This is a genomic window from Pseudomonas sp. P9_2 (assembly GCF_034008255.1).
GTDB classification, from domain to species: domain Bacteria; phylum Pseudomonadota; class Gammaproteobacteria; order Pseudomonadales; family Pseudomonadaceae; genus Aquipseudomonas; species Aquipseudomonas synxantha_A.
Genome location: NZ_CP125376.1, coordinates 2,138,312 through 2,158,373 on the forward strand (window position 1 = coordinate 2,138,312; position 20,062 = coordinate 2,158,373).

18 protein-coding genes are annotated in these 20,062 nt (G+C 60.7%); 10 read left to right on the forward strand and 8 right to left on the reverse strand.

Going from position 1 to position 20,062, the window contains the following annotated elements; translation table 11 throughout:
* Positions 1–66: 66 nt before the first annotated feature.
* Positions 67–1,014 (reverse strand): choline ABC transporter substrate-binding protein, encoded by a 948-nt coding sequence (locus QMK52_RS09425; protein ID WP_320404041.1) that lies wholly within the window; start codon positions 1,012–1,014, stop codon positions 67–69.
* A 416-nt stretch (positions 1,015–1,430) separates the two neighbouring features.
* Between QMK52_RS09425 and QMK52_RS09430 the strand changes: the two genes are divergently transcribed.
* Together QMK52_RS09430 and QMK52_RS09435 are read left to right on the forward strand one after the other, a co-directional pair.
* On the forward strand, positions 1,431–2,807 hold the full coding sequence (locus tag QMK52_RS09430; protein WP_005792168.1) for an L-serine ammonia-lyase: 1,377 nt from the start codon (positions 1,431–1,433) through the stop codon (positions 2,805–2,807).
* 498 nt (positions 2,808–3,305) lie between these two features.
* Positions 3,306–4,409 (forward strand): GlxA family transcriptional regulator, encoded by a 1,104-nt coding sequence (locus QMK52_RS09435; protein ID WP_005792167.1) that lies wholly within the window; start codon positions 3,306–3,308, stop codon positions 4,407–4,409.
* 88 nt (positions 4,410–4,497) lie between these two features.
* Here the strand turns inward: QMK52_RS09435 and QMK52_RS09440 are convergent, their stop codons facing one another.
* The 5 genes from QMK52_RS09440 to QMK52_RS09460 form a co-directional block, all read right to left on the reverse strand.
* Positions 4,498–4,761 carry a hypothetical protein gene (locus tag QMK52_RS09440; RefSeq protein ID WP_005792166.1) on the reverse strand — a complete coding sequence of 88 codons (264 nt, stop codon included), beginning with the start codon at positions 4,759–4,761 and terminating at the stop codon, positions 4,498–4,500.
* A 225-nt stretch (positions 4,762–4,986) separates the two neighbouring features.
* Positions 4,987–5,478, reverse strand: coding sequence for a thioesterase family protein (locus QMK52_RS09445; RefSeq protein WP_005792165.1), 492 nt, complete (start codon positions 5,476–5,478; stop codon positions 4,987–4,989).
* Between the two features lie 12 nt (positions 5,479–5,490).
* Positions 5,491–6,456 (reverse strand): L-carnitine dehydrogenase, encoded by a 966-nt coding sequence (locus tag QMK52_RS09450; protein ID WP_320404042.1) that lies wholly within the window; start codon positions 6,454–6,456, stop codon positions 5,491–5,493.
* Positions 6,457–6,519: 63 nt separating this feature from the next.
* Positions 6,520–7,407 carry a 3-keto-5-aminohexanoate cleavage protein gene (locus tag QMK52_RS09455; RefSeq protein WP_005792163.1) on the reverse strand — a complete coding sequence of 296 codons (888 nt, stop codon included), beginning with the start codon at positions 7,405–7,407 and terminating at the stop codon, positions 6,520–6,522.
* Between the two features lie 73 nt (positions 7,408–7,480).
* Entirely contained in the window at positions 7,481–8,425 is a 945-nt protein-coding gene (locus tag QMK52_RS09460; RefSeq protein WP_194439446.1) for a choline ABC transporter substrate-binding protein, read from the reverse strand.
* A gap of 193 nt (positions 8,426–8,618) precedes the next feature.
* On the opposite strand from QMK52_RS09460, the gene QMK52_RS09465 reads away from it, so the two are divergent.
* Both QMK52_RS09465 and QMK52_RS09470 read left to right on the forward strand, forming a co-directional pair.
* Complete coding sequence (locus QMK52_RS09465) at positions 8,619–9,563, forward strand: GlxA family transcriptional regulator (RefSeq protein ID WP_005792161.1); 945 nt, start codon at positions 8,619–8,621, stop codon at positions 9,561–9,563.
* A 68-nt stretch (positions 9,564–9,631) separates the two neighbouring features.
* The gene (locus QMK52_RS09470; RefSeq protein ID WP_194439444.1) at positions 9,632–10,810 is read left to right on the forward strand and encodes an AAA family ATPase; all 1,179 of its coding nucleotides are present in this window, start codon (positions 9,632–9,634) and stop codon (positions 10,808–10,810) included.
* Positions 10,811–10,841: 31 nt separating this feature from the next.
* On the opposite strand, the gene QMK52_RS09475 is transcribed toward QMK52_RS09470, so the two are convergent.
* Positions 10,842–11,258, reverse strand: coding sequence for a DUF3010 family protein (locus tag QMK52_RS09475; RefSeq protein ID WP_122735950.1), 417 nt, complete (start codon positions 11,256–11,258; stop codon positions 10,842–10,844).
* A gap of 189 nt (positions 11,259–11,447) precedes the next feature.
* On the opposite strand from QMK52_RS09475, the gene QMK52_RS09480 reads away from it, so the two are divergent.
* Positions 11,448–12,410, forward strand: a complete 963-nt coding sequence (locus tag QMK52_RS09480; RefSeq protein WP_320404043.1) for a tyrosinase family protein — start codon at positions 11,448–11,450, stop codon at positions 12,408–12,410.
* Between the two features lie 44 nt (positions 12,411–12,454).
* Here the strand turns inward: QMK52_RS09480 and QMK52_RS09485 are convergent, their stop codons facing one another.
* Complete coding sequence (locus tag QMK52_RS09485; RefSeq protein WP_005792155.1) at positions 12,455–12,856, reverse strand: lysozyme inhibitor LprI family protein; 402 nt, start codon at positions 12,854–12,856, stop codon at positions 12,455–12,457.
* 218 nt (positions 12,857–13,074) lie between these two features.
* Between QMK52_RS09485 and QMK52_RS09490 the strand changes: the two genes are divergently transcribed.
* The 5 genes from QMK52_RS09490 to QMK52_RS09510 all read left to right on the forward strand — a co-directional run bounded on the left by QMK52_RS09490 (position 13,075) and on the right by QMK52_RS09510 (position 20,059).
* Complete coding sequence (locus QMK52_RS09490) at positions 13,075–14,052, forward strand: dipeptidase (RefSeq protein WP_005792153.1); 978 nt, start codon at positions 13,075–13,077, stop codon at positions 14,050–14,052.
* A 52-nt stretch (positions 14,053–14,104) separates the two neighbouring features.
* Entirely contained in the window at positions 14,105–14,635 is a 531-nt protein-coding gene (locus QMK52_RS09495) for a DUF5943 domain-containing protein (RefSeq protein ID WP_005792152.1), read from the forward strand.
* Between the two features lie 15 nt (positions 14,636–14,650).
* The gene (dgcA, locus tag QMK52_RS09500) at positions 14,651–16,711 is read left to right on the forward strand and encodes a dimethylglycine demethylation protein DgcA (protein ID WP_032879068.1); all 2,061 of its coding nucleotides are present in this window, start codon (positions 14,651–14,653) and stop codon (positions 16,709–16,711) included.
* A gap of 187 nt (positions 16,712–16,898) precedes the next feature.
* Positions 16,899–18,839, forward strand: a complete 1,941-nt coding sequence (gene dgcB / locus QMK52_RS09505) for a dimethylglycine demethylation protein DgcB (protein WP_320404044.1) — start codon at positions 16,899–16,901, stop codon at positions 18,837–18,839.
* On the forward strand, positions 18,839–20,059 hold the full coding sequence (locus QMK52_RS09510) for an electron transfer flavoprotein subunit alpha/FixB family protein (RefSeq protein ID WP_005792148.1): 1,221 nt from the start codon (positions 18,839–18,841) through the stop codon (positions 20,057–20,059). Before dgcB ends, QMK52_RS09510 begins: the two co-directional genes overlap by 1 nt.
* Positions 20,060–20,062 lie beyond the last annotated feature (3 nt).

Genomic DNA, 20,062 nt, shown 5'->3' on the forward strand with positions numbered 1-20,062 from the left:
AGTGAATGTCCACATGCGAAGGGGAAAACATCCCGGGCCAGCGCACCGGCCCGGGGTCAGCGGGTGCTATTTGGCGAGGTAAGCTTTAACGGCATCGAGCCCTGGTTTGCCATCGACGGTGGTGACACCGGCGAGCCAGGTGTCGAGCACTTGCGGGTTCTTCTGCAGCCAGGCCTTGGCGGCGGCGTCGGCCTTCATCTTGTCGTCCAGGACGTTACCCATCAGGGTGCTTTCCATGTCCAGCGTGAACACCAGGTTTTTCAGCAACTGGCCGACGTTGCTGCATTCCTGGGTGTAACCCTTGCGGGTGTTGGTGTAGATGGTGGCCTGGCCATAGTTGGGGCCGAACGAATCGTCGCCGCCGGTCAGGTACTTCATCTTGAAGCGGGTGTTCATCGGGTGCGGTTCCCAGCCGAGGAACACGATGGCCTGGTTGCGCTTGGAGGCGCGTTCAACCTGGGAGAGCATCCCGGCTTCGCTGGACTCGACCACCTTGAAACCGGCGGTCTTGAGGCCGAAGGCGTCTTTGTCGATCAGTGTCTGGATGGTGCGGTTGCCGTCGTTGCCCGGCTCGATGCCGTAGATCTTGCCGCCCAGCTCATCCTTGAATTTGGCGATATCGGCGAAGTCTTTCAGGCCCTTGTCGTACAGCGCCTGTGGGACCGCCAGGGTGTACTTGGCGTTCTCCAGGTTGGCGCGCACGGTTTCCACGGTGCCGGCATCACGGTACTGCTTGATGTCGTTTTCCATGGTTGGCATCCAGTTGCCGAGGAAGATGTCCATGTTCTTGCCGTCGGCCAGGGACTTGTAGGTCACCGGTACCGAAATCATCGTGGTGCGCGGCTTGTAGCCCAGGCCCTTGAGGATTTCGCTGGTGGTCGCGGTGGTGACGGTGATGTCGGTCCAGCCGACATCGGAGAAGTTGACGGTCTTGCACTGTTCCGGTTCTGCGGCGTGTGCCATGAGGGGCAGACTCAGCATGGCGGCCAACAACAACGAGGGTGAACCTTTCATCGGGGTAGACTCCTGTGTCTTTTCTGGCGGCATTCGCCGCGCTTTATAAGTGTTGCGGTTGGAGCGTGCGAGAACAGCTCTGGCGCGGTGCCTTGCAAACGAGTCGAGACTGATCATGTACCAGTGAAAATCTGACGCCTACAGGGGGCGTCGTATCCAGTACAGGGAGGGTCGCATCCAGTACCGATGACGTCGCTTACAGCTTTTTCCCAAGGTAAAACTGCTGTTTTTACCCATCTGCACCGCAAAAAACGGCCAAAACAGGCGTTCGCACGCGAGCGACGCTGGTGAGCATGGATGCGTCGGTGTGAGACGCCGTGGCGAGCAACAAAAGCTTGATGATGCCGCCATCTGGGCGATCTGAGCGTAGCACCTCGTTCAAGCCCGGCCCGCGCTTATCGAGGAGTTACACGTTAATGGCTATCAGCGTTTTCGACCTGTTCAAGATCGGCATCGGGCCTTCGAGTTCTCACACCGTGGGCCCCATGCGCGCCGCGGCGTTGTTCGTGCAGGCGTTGCGTGAGCGTGAACTGTTGGAACGGGTTCGGCGTGTCGAAGTGCAACTGTACGGCTCGTTGTCAGCCACTGGCATCGGCCATGGCAGTGACACCGCAACCATCATGGGCCTGATGGGCGAGTGGCCGGACGCAATCGACCCCTCGCAAATCGGCGTACGCATTCAAACCTTGCGTGAAACCGACACCCTGTTGCTGGACAGCCGCTTGCCGGTGCCGTTTGTGTGGGCGCGGGACATGCGTTTGCTCGACGAGAACCTGCCGTTCCACCCCAACGCCATGACCCTGGTGGTATGGGGCGATGACGGCGAACTGCATCGCGATACCTACTATTCGGTCGGCGGCGGCTTTGTGGTGGATGAGGCCCAGGCCCGAAGCGGCGTGGCCGATATGGACCGCACCGAATTGCCTTACGATTTTTCCAGTGCGGTTGAGCTGTTGCAGCTGTGCAAGACCCACAACCTGCGCGTCGCCGAACTGATGCTGGCGAACGAAAAGACCTGGCGCTCCGAAGAAGAAATCCGCAGTGGCCTGATGAAACTCTGGCGCGCCATGCAGGATTGCGTGGAGCAGGGTCTCAAGCACGAAGGCATCCTGCCCGGCGGCCTCAATGTGCGCCGCCGCGCCGCCAAGTTGCATCGCAGTTTGCAAGAGCTGGGCAAACCCAATGTGATCGGCTCGACCTTGAGCGCCATGGAGTGGGTCAACCTGTTCGCCCTGGCGGTCAACGAAGAAAACGCCGCCGGTGGGCGCATGGTGACGGCGCCGACCAATGGCGCGGCGGGGATCATCCCGGCAGTGCTGCACTACTTCATGAAGTTCAGTGAGGAGGTCACCGAAGCCAACGTGGTCGACTATATGCTCGGCGCGGCGGCGGTAGGTATCTTGTGCAAGAAGAACGCTTCGATCTCCGGTGCTGAAGTCGGCTGTCAGGGTGAAGTAGGCTCGGCTTGCGCGATGGCCGCAGCTGGCTTGGCGGAGATTCTAGGTGCCACGCCGGAGCAGGTGTGCAACGCCGCCGAAATCGGCCTGGAACATAACCTCGGCCTGACCTGCGACCCGGTCGGCGGCCTGGTACAGGTGCCGTGTATCGAGCGCAATGCGATTGCGGCGGTGAAGGCCATCAATGCGGCGCAAATGGCCCTGCGTGGCGACGGCCAGCACTTTATCTCCCTGGACCGGGTGATCCGCACCATGCGTGATACCGGGGCCGATATGCATGACAAGTACAAAGAGACATCACGCGGTGGGTTGGCGGTGAGTGCGGTTGAGTGCTGAGACCCAGTCGCCTGCATCGGGGGCAAGCCCCCTCCCACACTTGATTTGTGAACACCTTCAAAATGTGGGAGGGGGCTTGCCCCCGATAGCAATAGTGCAGACACAATTGCTCATAAAGTGAACACCAGATCAAAAAACGCCACCTTTTAGCGCGTCGCAAACAGATAAGTAGCTACCAAACGATTTCCCTCTCGTCACCTGCGCATTGTGCTTTGGGTGACAGACATGTCCTACGCCCGCAAAGCGCCTTCCCACAAGTGCTACCGATTTGCTCACACGCTTTGAGTAGCACCCTTCTCACGTCATATCCCGCACCCCACGCGCGGGCTTATATAGACGCATCAACAGGTCGTTTTCAGGAGTTATTGAATAGCCATTCAATTTTCGGCATGGCATTTGCTCTGTCAATTCAAAGCCTCTCTCCCCTCGCAGGGGATGAGCGCAATAACAAGAGCCTCGCCTGAGGCCATCACCCGCTTTGTGTGAGGAGATACCGCGATGACGTCGTTCAACTCCGGGGCCCAACCCCAGAACCGTGCGCCTCAATCCATCGGCTTTTTGCTGCTGGACAATTTCACGCTGATTTCACTGGCGTCGGCCGTGGAACCCCTGCGCATGGCCAACCAGTTGTCCGGCCGCGAGCTGTACCGCTGGACAACCCTGAGCGTGGACGGCAACCAGGTATGGGCCAGCGACGGCCTGCAAATCACCCCGGACGCCTCCATGCACAAAGCGCCAGCGCTGGACACGGTCATCGTCTGCGGAGGCGTGGGTATCCAGCGCACGGTCACCCGTGAGCATGTGTCGTGGCTACAAAGCCAGGCGCGCCAATCCCGTCGCCTGGGTGCCGTGTGTACCGGCAGTTGGGCGCTGGCTTGCGCGGGTTTGCTCGACGGTTTTGATTGCAGCGTGCATTGGGAATGCCTGGCGTCGATGCAGGAAGCCTTCCCGCGCGTCGCGATGAGCACGCGTCTGTTCACGCTCGACCGCAACCGCTTCACCAGCTCCGGCGGCACTGCGCCGTTGGACATGATGCTGCACCTGATCAGCCGCGACCACGGCCGTGAATTGTCGGCTGCCATCTCCGAGATGTTCGTCTACGAACGCATCCGCAACGAACAGGATCACCAGCGCGTGCCGCTCAAGCACATGCTCGGCACCAACCAGCCGAAGCTGCAGGAAATCGTCGCGCTCATGGAAGCCAACCTGGAAGAGCCGATCGACCTGGATGAGCTGGCGGTGTATGTCGCCGTGTCGCGCCGCCAGTTGGAGCGGCTGTTCCAGAAATACCTGCACTGCTCGCCGTCGCGGTATTACCTCAAGCTGCGCCTGATCCGTGCACGGCAGTTGCTCAAGCAAACACCGATGTCGATCATCGAAGTGGCGTCGGTGTGCGGGTTCGTGTCCACGCCGCACTTCTCCAAGTGCTACCGCGAATACTTCGGCATACCGCCACGCGATGAACGTGTCGGTTCCAACACCACCCAGCAAGTGGCGATGATGCCGATTCCGCAGGCACTGGTGTTGTCACCGTTGTCGGGGCCGATGTCGGCGTTGAGCCAGGCCAGGAACGAGTCGACGTTTGCCAGTGTAAGGCTCTAAACCGAGTCGTCTGCATCGCAGGCAAGCCAGCTCCCACCTTGGAATGCGTTCTCCTGTGGGAGCTGGCTTGCCTGCGATAGCGGTATTTTCAGGCGCCGGAGTTCTGTTTGAATTGCATCAGCGCCGGCAACAGCTGCTTATCGATCGCCTGGCGTACCGCCGGCAAAATGGTCGCCTTGCCGGTATACATCTGCTCCACCATCCCCTTGAGCGCCTTGGCTCGCGCTTCGCTCAAACCGCGCACCGCACATTCACACGCCTGCTCGGCACTGGAGCCGCTGGATACTTCAAACCCCAGCGAGCGCAGTTGGCTCAGCAGGTCATCCTGGTCAATCAAATCCGCGTGCATCATGACGTTTATCCTGGTGTAGGGAACAGGGATTGACCTGGATTCTGGTAGGCCCCCGCCGGGTGGGCAAGCGCAGAATCGAGCAATGGCTTGGATGGCTATGAACAGGTCGTTTTCGGGTCACTTGGCAATACGGTTAATAGGCACACTGATCCCAGGCACGCAGCTTGACGGTTTGGTCACCCTCCAGATGCACAGCTCACACAAGGCCCCTCTGCCCCGATCCAGTCACGGCTGGCTCGGGGCTTTTTTTGCCGGTAAACCGATGACGCGGCCAAGCAGGGCGGGCCTTGGCAGCTCGGCCTGTGCAGCGCTGATCGCGGCGAGCCGTTGCAGCGTGGCCTCGGTGAACGGCGTAGCCTGCGGCCCGGCCAGATCGACGTGCAGCAGCATCTGTTCATTGCCGGCCAGTTCCTTGTCATCGCCCACCCGGTGCAGGCTGTGATAAAGGTGCAGGCGCTTGGCGTCATGGGCGATCAGTTGGGTGTGCACTTCAACCTCGGCGCCCAGTTTCACTTCGTGCAGGTAGTTCAGATGCAACTCCAGGGTGAACAATGAGTGGCCGCTGGCTTCACGGTTGTCGCTGTCCAGGCCCAGGGTGTCCATCAGCGCGTCGGTGGCGTAGCTGAAGATCAGCAGGTAGAACGCGTCGCGCAGGTGGCCGTTGTAGTCCACCCAGTCGGGAAGGACTCGGGTGGTATAGGTGGTCAATGCGGGCATTATCGGTTCCCTTTATTCGGCGAAGGTCATGCCGTGCCGGGCCTTGGTGGTTTTCACCGCCTCAAGCACTGCCAACAGGCAATCATCACGATAGCGCTCCAGCGCCGAAATGCTGTGTTGGCCCAACTGATCGCTAGTGCCATCGACCACGTCGTCAATCAGCTTGTCGGTCAGTTCCGGTGCTGGCAGGTAGGTCCATGGCAACTGCAATGCCGGGCCGAACTGCGCCATGAAGTGCCGCATACCGGCATCACCGCCTGCCAGGGTGTAGGTGAGGAAGGTACCCATGAACGACCAGCGCAGGCCGGCGCCAAAGCGAATCGCGTCATCGATTTCGCCGGTGGTGGCCACGCCGTCATTGACCAGGTGCAGCGCCTCGCGCCACAACGCTTCGAGCAGCCGGTCGGCAATAAAACCGGGCACTTCCTTGCGCACATGCAGCGGGCGCATACCGAGGGATTCATACACCTTGATGGCCGCCTGGATCGCTTCAGGCGCAGTGTGCTTGCCGCCCACCACCTCCACCAAGGGCAGCAGGTAAACCGGGTTGAACGGGTGGCCGACCACGCAGCGTTCCGGGTGGGTCGAACCTTCATAGAATTCGCTTGGCAACAGCCCGGACGTGCTCGAACCGATCAACGCATTCGGCTTGGCCGCCGCGCTGATCTGGCTGTGTAGCTGCAGCTTGAGCTCCAGGCGTTCCGGGGCGCTTTCCTGAATGAAGTCGGCGTCCTTGACGCATTCCTCGATGGTGCTGACAAAGCGCAGCCGATGCTGGGATGCACCCGGTGCCAGGCCTTGTTTTTCCAGCGCGCCCCAGGCATTGGCGACGCGTTTGCGCAAGGCTGCTTCGGCACCGGGGGCAGGGTCCCAGGCGACCACATCGAGGCCGTGGGCGAGGGCACGGGATACCCAGCCGCTGCCGATAACACCGCTGCCCAAGGCAGCGAAGGTTTTGATGTCAGTGATAAAGCTCATTGGCACATTCCTAGAGAGTTCGGGGATCCCCTGTGGGAGGGGCGGTGCGACGATTCCACATGTTTAACCGCGTTTGGTCATGCCCATCTTGATTCGCCCCTCGGCCGGGGTCATGACCCGCGCACCCAGCCGGCTGAGGATTTCAATGGCGCGTTCCACCAACTGGCCGTTGGTGGCGAGCACGCCTTTGTCCAGCCACAGGTTGTCTTCCAGGCCCACCCGTACATTGCCGCCCAGCAGCACCGCTTGCGCGGCCATCGGCATTTGCATGCGACCAATCCCGAACCCTGCCCACACCGCGTCGGCGGGCAGGTTGTCGACCATGGCTTTCATGGTGGTGGTATCGGCCGGCGCGCCCCAGGGAATGCCCAGGCACAGTTGGAACAGCGGGTTATCGAGCAGCCCTTCCTTGATCATCTGCTTGGCGAACCACAGGTGGCCAGTGTCGAAAATTTCCAGCTCGGCCTTTACGCCCAGGGCCTGGATACGCTTGGCGCCGGCCCGCAGTTGCGCCGGGGTGGACACATAAATGGTGTCGCCGTCGCCGAAGTTGAGGGTGCCGCAGTCCAGGGTGCAGATCTCCGGCAGCAGTTCCTCCACATGCGCCAGGCGGGTCAGTGGGCCGACCAGGTCAGTGTTGGGGCCGAAGTCCATCGGGTTCTCGCCGCCACCGATTTCCAGGTCGCCGCCCATGCCGGCGGTGAGGTTGACGATGATGTCGATGTCGGCCTCGCGGATGCGCTCCATCACCTCACGGTACAGGGCTACATCGCGGCTGAATTTGCCGGTGTGCGGGTCGCGTACATGGCAGTGCACCACGGTGGCGCCGGCCTTGGCGGCTTCTACTGCGGCGGCGGCAATTTGTTTGGGGGTGACCGGCACGTGCGGGCTTCTGGCGGTCGTGTCGCCAGCACCGGTGAGTGCGCAGGTGATGATGACGTCGTGGTTCATGAGGCGGTTCCTTACAGGCGTGGTGGTGCCGTTCGCGGCCGCAAGTGGCCGCGAAACGGTGGTTCGGAGAAGGTTATTTGCGGGTGAGTTTCAGGTTGGCGGCCGCGGGTTTGCCATCGAACGTGGTCACGCCCTCCAGCCAGCGCTGTTGGTCTTGAGGGTGATCCTTGAGCCACTGCCTGGCGGATTCCAGGGCATCCTTGTGATCGAGCAGCGGCTGCATCATGCGGCTCTCGTCGGCGGCGGTGAACGTCAGGTTGGTCAGCAGCGTGTGCACGTTGGGGCACTGCTCGGCGTAGGTTGGCGACGTGACGGTCCATACGCTGGCCCGGCCTTCGTTCGGCCCCAGGGCGTCTTCGCTGCCGGTGAGGTAGGTCATCGCCACATTCACGTTCATCGGGTGCGGCGCCCAACCAAAGAACACCACGGCTTCCTTGCGGCGCACGGCGCGGTCCACAGCGGCCAACATGCCGGCTTCGCTGGACTCCACCAGTTGGAACTTGCCCAGGCCAAACTGGTTCTTGGCAATCATCGCCTTGATCTGGGTATTGGCACCTGAGCCGGGCTCGATGCCGTAGATCTTGCCGCCCAGCTCTTTCTCGAACCTGGCGATGTCAGCGAAGGTCTTCAGGCCCTTGTCTGCCAGATAAGTCGGCACCGCCAGGGTGGCGCGTGCGTCTTCCAGGCTGGGTTTATCCAGGACCTTGACCTGCCCGGCTTCGACAAACGGCGTGATGGTCTGGGTCATCAGCGGGTTCCAGTAGCCCAGGAACAGGTCCAGGCGTTGGTCGCGGATACCGGCGAAGATGATTTGCTGGGAGGCGCTGGTTTGTTTGGTCTTGTAGCCGAGGCCGTCGAGCAGCACTTGAGTCATGGCGCTGGTGGCGATCACGTCGGTCCAGTTCACCACGCCCATGCGTACGTTCTGGCATGAAGCGGCATCCGCTGCCATGGCGTTAGTGCTCAAAACGGCGCTGGCGCTGAGTGCAAGTACGCAACGGCGAATCAGTCGGTTCATGGTGGGTCCCTCGGCAGGTCGTTATTGTGGGGGCCGGTGTCTTTGTGCACCGTGACGCCACGTTACGCAGCTTGGCGAGCCACAAAACGCACGACGGCGACCGGCTCTTGCACTGCAGCGACCTGTCCCCTTGAATCCGTGCATGAACGGGAGTATCACAGTGCCACGCTGCCCGCCCCACGAGAGCGCCACCATGTCCCAGGATTTCTACTTCTTGCTGATGCCGGGTTTTTCGGCCATCGGTTTTATCTCAGCCTTGGAACCGCTGCGGGTCGCCAACCGCTTTCGTGGCGAGTTGTACCGCTGGCACATATTGAGTGCAGATGGCGGCGCGGTGCTGGCGAGCAACGGTATGTCGGTCAACGCCGACGCCGCGCTGGAGCCGCTGGAAAAAGGCGCCACATTATTAGTGGTGGCCGGTTTCGAGCCTTTGCAATGCTCTACCCCGGCGCTGGAGCATTGGCTGCGTCGCCTCGATCACGACGGCGTGACCCTGGGCGCCATCGACACCGGCGCCTGTGTGCTGGCCGAAGCGGGGCTGCTCGATGGCCACCGCCTGACCCTGCACTGGGAAGCCATCGACGCCTTCAAGGAAGCCTATCCGCAGTTGAGCGTGACTCAGGAGCTGTTCGAGATTGACCGTCGCCGCATCACCTGCGCCGGCGGCACCGCGTCCATCGACTTGATGCTCGATCTGATCGCCCAGGCCCACGGCTCGGAACTGGCGGTCCAGGTCTCGGAGCAATTCGTGCTCGGCCGTATACGCCCACGCAAAGACCACCAGCGCATGCAGATCGCCACGCGCTACGGCATCAACAACAAGAAACTGGTGCACGTGATCGGCGAAATGGAACAACACACTGAGCCGCCCCTGAGCACCCTGGCCCTGGCCGACGCGATCAAGGTCACCCGGCGTCAACTGGAGCGCCTGTTTCGTCTGCACCTGAACGACACCCCGAGCAACTTCTATCTCGGCCTGCGCCTGGAGAAAGCCCGGAAACTGCTGCGCCAGAGCGACATGAGTGTGCTGGAAGTGAGCATTGCGTGTGGGTTTGAGTCGCCGTCCTATTTCACCCGCAGCTATCGCGCCAGGTTTGCCAAGTGTCCTAGGGAGGATCGGCGACGGGAGGTGGTTTGACGGACAATTATAGTCAATTATACTCTTCGCTATAATTTATAGTCCTTTCCATAATTGAGTATAAAACCATGTCCACGCACAGCGGCTTTGTGTTTCGCCGCCCCACCCTGGCAAGCAGTATTGCCGATGGCCTAGTGGGGGCCGGTATTCAGGATTTCACCTCCGGCCTGTTTCTTGCGGCGCCCCGACGCACGGGCAAAAGCACTTTTCTGCGCGAAGACCTGATTCCGGAATGTCAGCTCCGGGGCTGGCTGGCGGTGTATGTCGACCTGTGGGCCAACAAGGAAAAAGACCCCGCCGAGCTGATCGCGAGTGCCATTGCGGGGGCGTTGGTGCCGTTTGAAAAGGGCATTCGCAAACTGGCAAAGAACATTGGCATCGAGAAACTAAGCTTTCTGCGTACGCTTTCCTGGGACTTTACCAAGCCACAATTGCCTGTCGGTGCGACGCTGACCCAAGCGTTGGAATTGCTCCATCGGGCTGCAGGAAAACCCGTTGTGCTGGTGATTGACGAAGCACAGCACGCATTAACCACCGAATCAGGTATCAATGCGATGTTCGCGTTGAAGGCTGCGCGGGATCAGCTCAACCAAGGCCGTGACGAGGAGGGCAGCGGTTTGCGCCTGGTGTTTACCGGATCCAATCGCGACAAACTCGCCCATTTGGTATTGGGTAAAAGCCAGCCATTCTTCGGTTCCAGCATCACGCCGTTTCCGCTGCTGGGCAAAGAGTTCACCCAGGCCTACACCGTGCACCTCAACGCGCACCTGGCCAAGAACAACCAATTCAACGCGGCTGATATTGATGAGGCGTTTGAGCGGGTAGGTCGGCGTCCCGAGATGTTGCGCACGATCATCGGTGAAGTCGCATTGGAGCTGGGCGAGGCGAGCAATCTGGGCCAACTGCTGCACAGTCGTGCAGAACTGCTGCGCGCGGGTGTATGGACCGAGTTCGAAAGCGCCTGGAACGCCCTGACCATCCCTCAGCGCGCCGTGCTGGAGGTGATGGTGGAGCGTTCTCAAAACAACGAACCCTTTGCGCCATTCACCGATAGCACCCTCACGGCTGTCAGCAAGGCGCTGGAAAAGATGGGTAGCGACGTGGTGCCGGGTACCCAGACCATCCAGGCCTGCATCGATGCCCTGCGCGACAAGGAACTGGTGTGGAAGTCGAGCCGAGGCGGCTATGCCCTGGAGGACAAAACCTTCGGTGACTGGCTGCAACACAAGAACCCTGCACCGCGCTAAAAGGCCGGCTCCTAAAGAGAGCGGGTGTGGCTTATTTCTTTACCAGGGCCGAGCATGCCGCCTTGTAGGCTTCATGCTGGTACTTGTTCAGCGTCGCGGGCAGATCAAAGGTGTGCTTCTTGTTCTGTGCATTGATGGTCTGCGGCGACAGCAGCGTCACCTCCACCCCGCCCAGCAACTGAAACACCCCTTCAATCTTGAACGTCGTCGGGCCACCGGCGAATTCGCCTTTCTTGCTGCGCTTCTTGATGGCGATGCGTTCAATGGCGTTGTCCTGCACGAACGCCTTCACCTGGGCGGCGAAGGCTTTGACATTGGCGGCCTCATCGTCGTCATCGAGGGCGATTTTCTTGGTAGCCAGGGCGACGTGGGTCAGCGCCTGATTGTCCAGAGCGGCGAGGGCGATGATGGCTTCGCTGCCTTTGATTTCGATGCCGCAGATGATCATGACGTTGCCTTGAGCGGATAAAGAGGGCGTGAATGGTAGCAGCCCGGGCCTGGTTCGCGGTGTAGACCGTTCGTCAGACACTGTGCCGAACCTGTCAGATCTGACAGTAGCTCCTGATGCTGGATCTCAACTAGATTCAAGGCTGGAGCCCGTGCGCGGTTCCATGCTTTCGGATGGAGTGGGTTAGCAATGAATATACGCAAGGAAATTCGAACACTGAGCGGGCCTGAACGACTAGCGTTTACCAATACTCTGTTGGCCCTCAAGCGCAATGGCGGATATGACAAGTATGTGCATTGGCACCACGCAGTGATGGTGCCTACGGTTCATCCCGATGAACCCCAAGACCCCGACTATCGTAACGGGGCTCACTTGGGTCCGGCCTTTTTGCCGTGGCACCGTGAGATGTTGTTGCAGTTGGAGGCCGACCTGCAATCGATTACGCCTGGCATCACGATACCTTACTGGGATTGGACGTTGGATGCGGCCGACCCGACGAACTCACCGGTGTGGGAGCAAAGCTTGATGGGTGGTGACGGTAACGCTACCGATGAGTCCAGGGTGCAAGATGGGCCCTTTGCACACCGTTACGGCAATTGGCCCGTGCCTGCGTACCCTGAAGACGACCTGCCGGGCCCGGGCCTGAAGCGACAATTCTCGCAATGGGTCACCTCGCTGCCTACGGCTGCCGACGTGAAGATGGCAATGAATGAAGGTTTGTATGACGAGCCCAACTACAACGCCAGCCCGTTCAACCGAGGCTTCAGGAACCGACTTGAAGGATGGATCACCCAGAAGGGCGACCCGCAAGTCAGCACACCGGGCTCGCAGTTGCACAACCGAGTCCATCTGTGGATCGGTGGCAACATGTTGGCAATGACGTCCCCCGAGGATCCGGTGTTTTTTCTGCATCACTGCTTTATCGACAAGATCTGGGCCGACTGGCAGGCGCAAATGAAGCTGGATAAGCCTGATCTGGCGCCTCATTACTGCCCAATGCAAGATGGTCCGGCCGGGCACAATTACGATGATGTGATCAAACCCTGGCAGCGTCGTATCCGCGACGTGATGGACATCACTACCCTGGGTTATGCCTACGCACCAGGCGTGCCGCTGACCAAGAGGCCGTTCAAGTCACCTTTCATGGCTTGAATGGGGCAAGGCCCTTCCCGCGTCTCAGCCGTGTGGAAGGGCGTTTACTCCTGCCCAATCGACTCCAGAAACTCTGACCGCTCATCACTCATCCGCGCCAGGCAATCATTCTGCGCAATCGCATACTCCTTGCTGCCATTGACCGCCGGGAAGGTGTCCACCGCGCAATCGGCATCGCGCAGTTTTTCCCATTTCTGCTGGGCGTCCTTCAGACGGGCGGTAATGTCGGCCAGTTTGGTCTTGTCGCTGCCGTAGGTTGAAGCCATGCGCTCCAGCAGGCCCTGATAGTTATCCTTGAGCAATTGCTCGGCGGTGGTTTTGTTGTAGGCGGCGCAGGCCAGGGTCTGTTTGTCGTTTTCGATGCCGTCGCACGGCGTGCTGTCGGTGTCTTCGGCTGCGTGAACGCCGGTTGCGATGAGTGCCAAAGCCAGGAAAATCGATTTCATTGCGCCGTCTCATATCACGTGATGCGCAATTCTGGCTCAAGCGTAAGACAAAGAACAGTCGCCCGTCAGGCATGTCTGCACAGCCTTTGTCGTGGATTGACGCTTTCGGCAATTCCCCTGTCGTTTTTGCACCCGGCTCGGGTTGTCCCTGGGCATATGCTGGCCCCAAAGCGCCGGCAGACGATTCGGCGCATGAATCGCCAATAAGGGGACGCCTGATGAGCCCAGCCGAGTTGCACGCCGACAGCATCGTTATCGACGGTCTGATTATTGCCAAGTGGAACCGCGACCTGTTCGAAGACATGCGCAAAGGTGGCCTCACCGCCGCCAACTGCACAGTATCGGTGTGGGAAGGCTTCCAGGCCACGATCAATAACATTGTCGCCAGCCAGACCCTGATCCGCGAGAACAGTGACCTGGTGATCCCGGTGAAAACCACCGCCGACATCCGCCGTGCCAAGGAACAGGGCAAGACCGGCATCATCTTCGGCTTCCAGAATGCCCATGCGTTTGAAGACCAGCTCGGCTATGTCGAGATCTTCAAGCAGCTCGGCGTTGGTGTGGTGCAGATGTGCTACAACACCCAGAACCTGGTGGGCACCGGCTGCTATGAGCGCGACGGCGGGTTGTCGGGCTTCGGGCGCGAAATCGTCGCCGAGATGAACCGTGTCGGCATTATGTGCGACCTGTCTCACGTCGGTTCCAAGACCAGCGAAGAAGTCATCCTCGAATCGAAAAAGCCGGTGTGCTATTCCCATTGCCTGCCGTCCGGGCTCAAGGAACACCCGCGCAACAAGTCCGATGAAGAACTCAAGTTCATCGCCGACCACGGTGGGTTTGTCGGTGTGACCATGTTCGCGCCGTTCCTGGCCAAGGGCATCGATTCGACCATCGACGACTACGCCGAAGCCATCGAATACACCATGAATATCGTCGGCGAAGATGCCATCGGCATCGGCACCGACTTCACCCAGGGGCATGGCCAGGATTTCTTCGAAATGCTCACCCATGACAAGGGCTACGCCCGCCGCCTGACCAGCTTCGGCAAGATCATCAACCCGCTGGGCATCCGCACCGTGGGTGAATTCCCCAACCTCACCGAGACCCTGCTCAAGCGTGGCCACCCCGAGCGCGTGGTACGCAAGATCATGGGCGAGAACTGGGTCAACGTCTTGAAGGACGTCTGGGGCGAATAAGCCAGACACCTATCGGCAACACCACAACGAATTTTTCTGGAGTTAAGTTTCCATGGCCAAGATCGCCCCGCAATTGCCAATCGAAGTCGACAGCGAAACCGGTGTCTGGACCTCCGACGCCCTGCCCATGCTGTACGTGCCGCGCCATTTCTTCGTCAACAACCACATGGGTATCGAAGAAGTGCTGGGCGCTGATGCCTACGCCGAGATCCTCTACAAGGCCGGCTACAAATCCGCCTGGCACTGGTGTGAAAAGGAAGCCGAGTGCCACGGCCTGGAAGGCGTCGCGGTGTTCGAACACTACATGAAGCGTCTGTCGCAACGCGGATGGGGCCTGTTCAAGATCCAGGACATCGACCTGGATAAAGGCACCGCCAGCGTCAAGCTTGAGCACTCGGCGTTCGTCTACGTGTACGGCAAGGTCGGCCGCAAGGTCGACTACATGTTCACCGGCTGGTTTGCCGGTGCCATGGACCAGATTCTTGAGGCTCGTGGCAGCAAGATCCGCACTGTCGCCGAACAAGTCTACGGAGGCTCCGAAGAGGGCCACGACGATGGCCTGTTCACCGTCAAACCGTTGTAAGCCGAGGACCGTGCCATGGCTTTCGAAGCAATGTTTGCGCCGATCCAGATCGGCAAGCTGACCATCCGCAACCGCGTGCTCAGTACCGCCCACGCCGAGGTGTATGCCACCGACGGCGGCATGACTACCGACCGCTATGTGAAGTATTACGAAGAGAAAGCCAAGGGCGGTATCGGCCTGGCGATCTGCGGCGGCTCCTCGGTGGTAGCCATCGACAGTCCCCAGGAATGGTGGAGCTCGGTGAACCTGTCCACCGACCGCATCATCCCGCACTTTCAGAACCTGGCCGACGCCATGCACAAGCATGGCGCCAAGATCATGATCCAGATTACCCACATGGGCCGTCGCTCACGCTGGGACGGCTTCAATTGGCCGACCCTGATGTCGCCGTCCGGCGTGCGTGAGCCGGTGCACCGTGCTACCTGCAAGACCATCGAGCCGGAAGAAATCTGGCGCGTGATCGGCAACTACGCCCAGGCGGCGCGTCGTGCCAAGGCTGGTGGCTTGGACGGGGTTGAACTGTCTGCCGTGCACCAGCACATGATCGATCAGTTCTGGAGCCCGCGGGTCAACAAGCGTACCGACGAATGGGGCGGCAGCTTTGAAGGCCGCATGAAGTTCGGCCTGGAAGTCCTGAAAGCCGTGCGTGCCGAGGTCGGTGACGACTTCTGCGTGGGCATGCGCCTGTGCGGTGACGAATTCCACCCGGACGGCTTGTCCCATGAGGACATGAAGCAGATCGCCAAGTATTACGACGACACCGGCATGCTCGATTTCATCGGCGTAGTGGGGTCGGGGTGCGACACCCACAACACTCTGGCCAACGTTATCCCCAACATGAGTTATCCACCGGAGCCTTTCCTGCACTTGGCAGCCGGGATCAAGGAAGTGGTCAAGGTCCCGGTGCTGCACGCGCAGAACATCAAGGACCCGAACCAGGCCACGCGCATCCTCGAAGGCGGTTATGTGGACATGGTCGGCATGACCCGTGCGCACATCGCTGACCCGCACCTGATCGCCAAGATCAAGATGGGCCAGATCGACCAGATCAAGCAATGCGTAGGCGCCAACTACTGCATCGACCGCCAGTATCAAGGCCTGGACGTGTTGTGCATTCAGAACGCCGCGACCTCCCGTGAATACATGGGCGTGCCGCACATCATCGAGAAGACCACCGGGGCCAAGCGCAAAGTGGTCGTGGTGGGCGCAGGCCCCGCCGGTATGGAGGCTGCACGTGTCGCCGCCGAACGCGGCCACGACGTAACCCTGTTGGAGAAAAAAGAGTTCATCGGCGGGCAGATCACCACCGCTTCCAAAGCGCCGCAGCGCGACCAGATCGCCGGTATCACTCGCTGGTACCAGCTGGAGTTGGCGCGCTTGAAAGTCGACCTGCGCCTCGGCGTGGCGGCGGATGCCGAGACCATCCTGGACCTGCGTCCGGACGTGGTGGTGCTGGCGGTGGGCGGGCATCCGTTCATCGAACAGAACGAACATTGGGGCGCCGCCGAAGGCTTGGTGGTGAGCAGTTGGGATGTGCTCGACGGCAAAGTCGCGCCGGGCAAGAACGTGTTGGTGTACGACACCATTTGCGAGTTCACCGGCATGTCGGTGGCGGACTTCCTGGCCGACAAAGGCTGCCAGGTGGAAATCGTCACCGACGACATCAAGCCCGGTGTGGCAATTGGCGGTACGTCGTTCCCGACTTACTACCGCAGCATGTACCCCAAGGAAGTGATCATGACTGGCGACATGATGCTGGAAAAGGTCTATCGCGAGGGCGACAAGCTGGTGGCGGTACTGGAGAACGAATACACCGGCGCCAAAGAAGAACGGGTGGTGGACCAGGTGGTGGTGGAGAACGGCGTACGCCCGGACGAAGCCCTCTACTACGGCCTCAAGGAAGGCTCGCGCAACAAGGGCCAGATCGACGTCGAAGCGCTGTTTGCGATCAAGCCGCAGCCATGCCTGAGCGAAGCGGGTGAAGGGTACTTGCTGTTCCGCATTGGTGACTGTGTGGCCCAGCGCAACACCCACGCCGCAATCTACGACGCCCTGCGCTTGTGCAAGGATTTCTGACCCGACACCGAACCAATGTGGACTCGGTTCAAATGTGGGAGGGGCGGTGCGACGATTCGCCTTGCCCCCGATGGCGGAGTGTCAGTTGATACAGCTGTAGCTGACCCACCGCTATCGGGGGCAAGCCCCCTCCCACATTTCAAGGCCAGTTTCACAGTAGACCTGTGTGGTCTGTGGGAGCTTCATCATGTTGAACACCTTGTTGCCTATTCTCTTGTTTGCCGCTTTGGGGCTCGCCGTCCTCGGCGCCTTGCGCCGCATGAGCATGTGGCGCCGTGGACGTGCATCCAAAGTCGACTTGCTTGGCGGTCTTTTGGCTATGCCCAAGCGCTACATGGTCGACTTGCACCACGTTGTCGCCCGCGACAAATACATCGCCAACACCCACGTCGCCACGGCGCTGGGCTTTGTGCTCTCGGCGTTGCTGGCGATTGTGGTGCATGGCTTTGGCCTGCATAACCGCATCCTCGGCTATGCGTTGCTGCTGACGTCGGTGCTGATGTTTGTCGGTGCCATCTTCATGTACCTGCGCCGCCGCAATCCGCCTGCGCGCCTGTCCAAGGGCCCATGGATGCGCCTGCCGAAAAGCCTGATGGCGTTTTCGGTGAGCTTTTTCCTGGTGACCTTGCCGGTGGCCGGGATTCTGCCCGCTGACTTTGGCGGCTGGCTGCTCGCTGCGCTGCTGAGCGTGGGCGTGCTGTGGGGCGTGTCGGAAATGTTCTTCGGCATGACCTGGGGCGGGCCGATGAAGCACGCCTTCGCGGGTGCCCTGCACCTGGCCTGGCACCGCCGCGCCGAGCGCTTCGGTGGTGGCCGCTCCACCGGTCTGAAGCCGCTGGACCTCAGTGATAAAACCGCGCCGCTTGGCGTGGAAAAGCCCAAGGATTTCACCTGGAACCAGCTGCTCGGCTTCGACGCCTGCGTGCAATGCGGCAAGTGCGAAGCAGCGTGCCCGGCGTTCGCTGCCGGCCAGCCCCTGAACCCGAAAAAGCTGATTCAGGACATGGTCGTTGGCCTGGCCGGTGGCACCGATGCCAAGTTCGCCGGTAGCCCATACCCAGGCAAACCGGTGGGCGAACACGGCGGTAACCCGCATCAGCCGATCGTCAATGGCCTGGTGGATGCCGAGACGTTGTGGTCGTGCACCACCTGCCGCGCCTGCGTGGAAGAGTGTCCGATGATGATCGAGCATGTCGACGCCATCGTCGACATGCGCCGCCACCTCACCCTGGAAAAAGGCGCCACGCCGAACAAGGGCGCCGAAGTCCTGGAAAATCTGATTGCCACCGACAACCCCGGCGGTTTCGCACCGGGCGGTCGCCTCAACTGGGCGGCTGACCTGAACCTGCCGTTGCTCAGTGACAAGGGCAGCTGCGAGGTGCTGTTCTGGGTCGGCGACGGTGCCTTCGACATGCGTAACCAACGCACCCTGCGGGCGTTTGTCAAAGTGCTCAAGGCGGCGGGGGTGGACTTTGCGGTACTTGGCCTGGAAGAACGCGACAGCGGTGACGTAGCGCGGCGTCTGGGCGATGAAGCAACTTTCCAATTGTTGGCCTCGCGCAATATCCAGACGTTGGGCAAATATAGCTTCAAGCGCATTGTTACCTGCGACCCGCACAGTTTCCATGTGCTGAAAAACGAGTACGGCGCCTTCAACGGCAATTACTTCGTACAGCATCACAGCACCTTCATGGCCGAGTTGATCGGCGACGGCGCGCTCAACCTGGGTCAGCACAAAGGCAGCAGCGTGACCTACCACGACCCTTGTTACCTGGGCCGCTACAACGGCGAATACGAGGCACCGCGCCAAGTGCTGCGGGCGTTGGGCATCGAGGTCAAGGAAATGCAACGCTCAGGCTTCCGTTCGCGCTGCTGCGGCGGTGGCGGCGGCGCGCCGATCACTGACATTCCCGGCAAGCAACGTATCCCCGACATGCGCATGGAAGACATCCGCGAAACCGGTGCCGAACTGGTGGCCGTGGGTTGCCCGCAGTGCACAGCGATGCTGGAAGGTGTGGTCGAGCCGCGACCATTGATCAAGGACATTGCCGAGTTGGTGGCCGACGCTTTGCTTGAAGACCCCGTGCCGGCAAAAGCGCCTAAACGTGAACCCGCGGAGGTGCATTGATGAGCGACATTATTCGCCGTGACCCTCGGGCCGAATGGATCGCCCGTAACCGTCTTCACCCCTTGCACGCGGCCATGCAGCCCGTGCAGCAGAGCTGGATGGGGCCCAACGGCATCATTCGTAAAAACGTGCACGGTGTCGGTTTTATCGGCCCCAACGGCATCAAGCGTATTGACCGCAGCGGCGCCCAGCAGGGCGGTGCGGCCAAGCGTACAGCGGCGGTGGAAGTGCAGTTGCCACTGCATCAGGTGCCAACGCCCGCGTTCTACATCAGTGTGGTGCCGGACATGGTCGGTGGCCGCTTGAGCAGCCACGACCGTGACTTGCTTGGCCTGGCCAGGCAACTGGCTGGCAGCGACGGCGCGGTGCTGGCCGTGGTGTTTGGTGAACACAAGGAAAACGCCTTTGCCACTGCCGGTGTCGATCGCCTGCTGGTACTGGATGGCCACGCGTTCGACGGTTATTCACCGGAACAACGCGTGCAAGGCCTGCGGGCTGTGGATAACCAGTTCAATCCACGCCACTGGCTACTACCGGACAGCCGCAGCGGCGGCGGCGAACTGGGTCGGCGCTTTGCCGCCAGCCTCAAGGAACGCCCGGCGACACGTGTTTGGCAAATCAAGGGCGATGAGTGCATCGGCCGTGCGGGGGCGGGCCAGCAAGATTTGGCCCGGCCGCTGCCGCGCCTGATCCTGGCGGCCGTTGAGTGTGCCGACCCGGTCAGCGAGACCCGGCATGAAGTACTGCCCGTAGAGTTATCCACAAGCCTGGCGCGCAGTTTGTCGCGTATCGAGGACCTGGGGGCGGTGGCGGTGGATCCGGCGGCGATTCCCATGGCCGAAGCGGAATTCATTTTCTCCGGTGGCAATGGCGTGAAGGACTGGGCGCTGTTCCACCAGACCGCCGCGGCCCTGGGCGCCACCGAAGGTGCGTCGCGGGTGGCGGTGGACGATGGCTTCATGGCGCGTGATCGTCAGGTCGGCGCCAGCGGCACCTGGGTCACGGCGCGGGTGTATGTGGCCGTGGGTATTTCCGGGGCGATCCAGCACCTGCAAGGCATCGGGGCCTGCGACAAGGTGGTGGCGATCAACTTCGACCCGACCTGCGACATGATCAAGCGTGCCGACCTGTCGGTGATCGGCGAAAGCGCCGCGATTCTGCAAGCCTTGATCGATGCGGTGCAGGCCTACCGCAACGGCGCCAAGCGCGATGCAGCTTAGGGA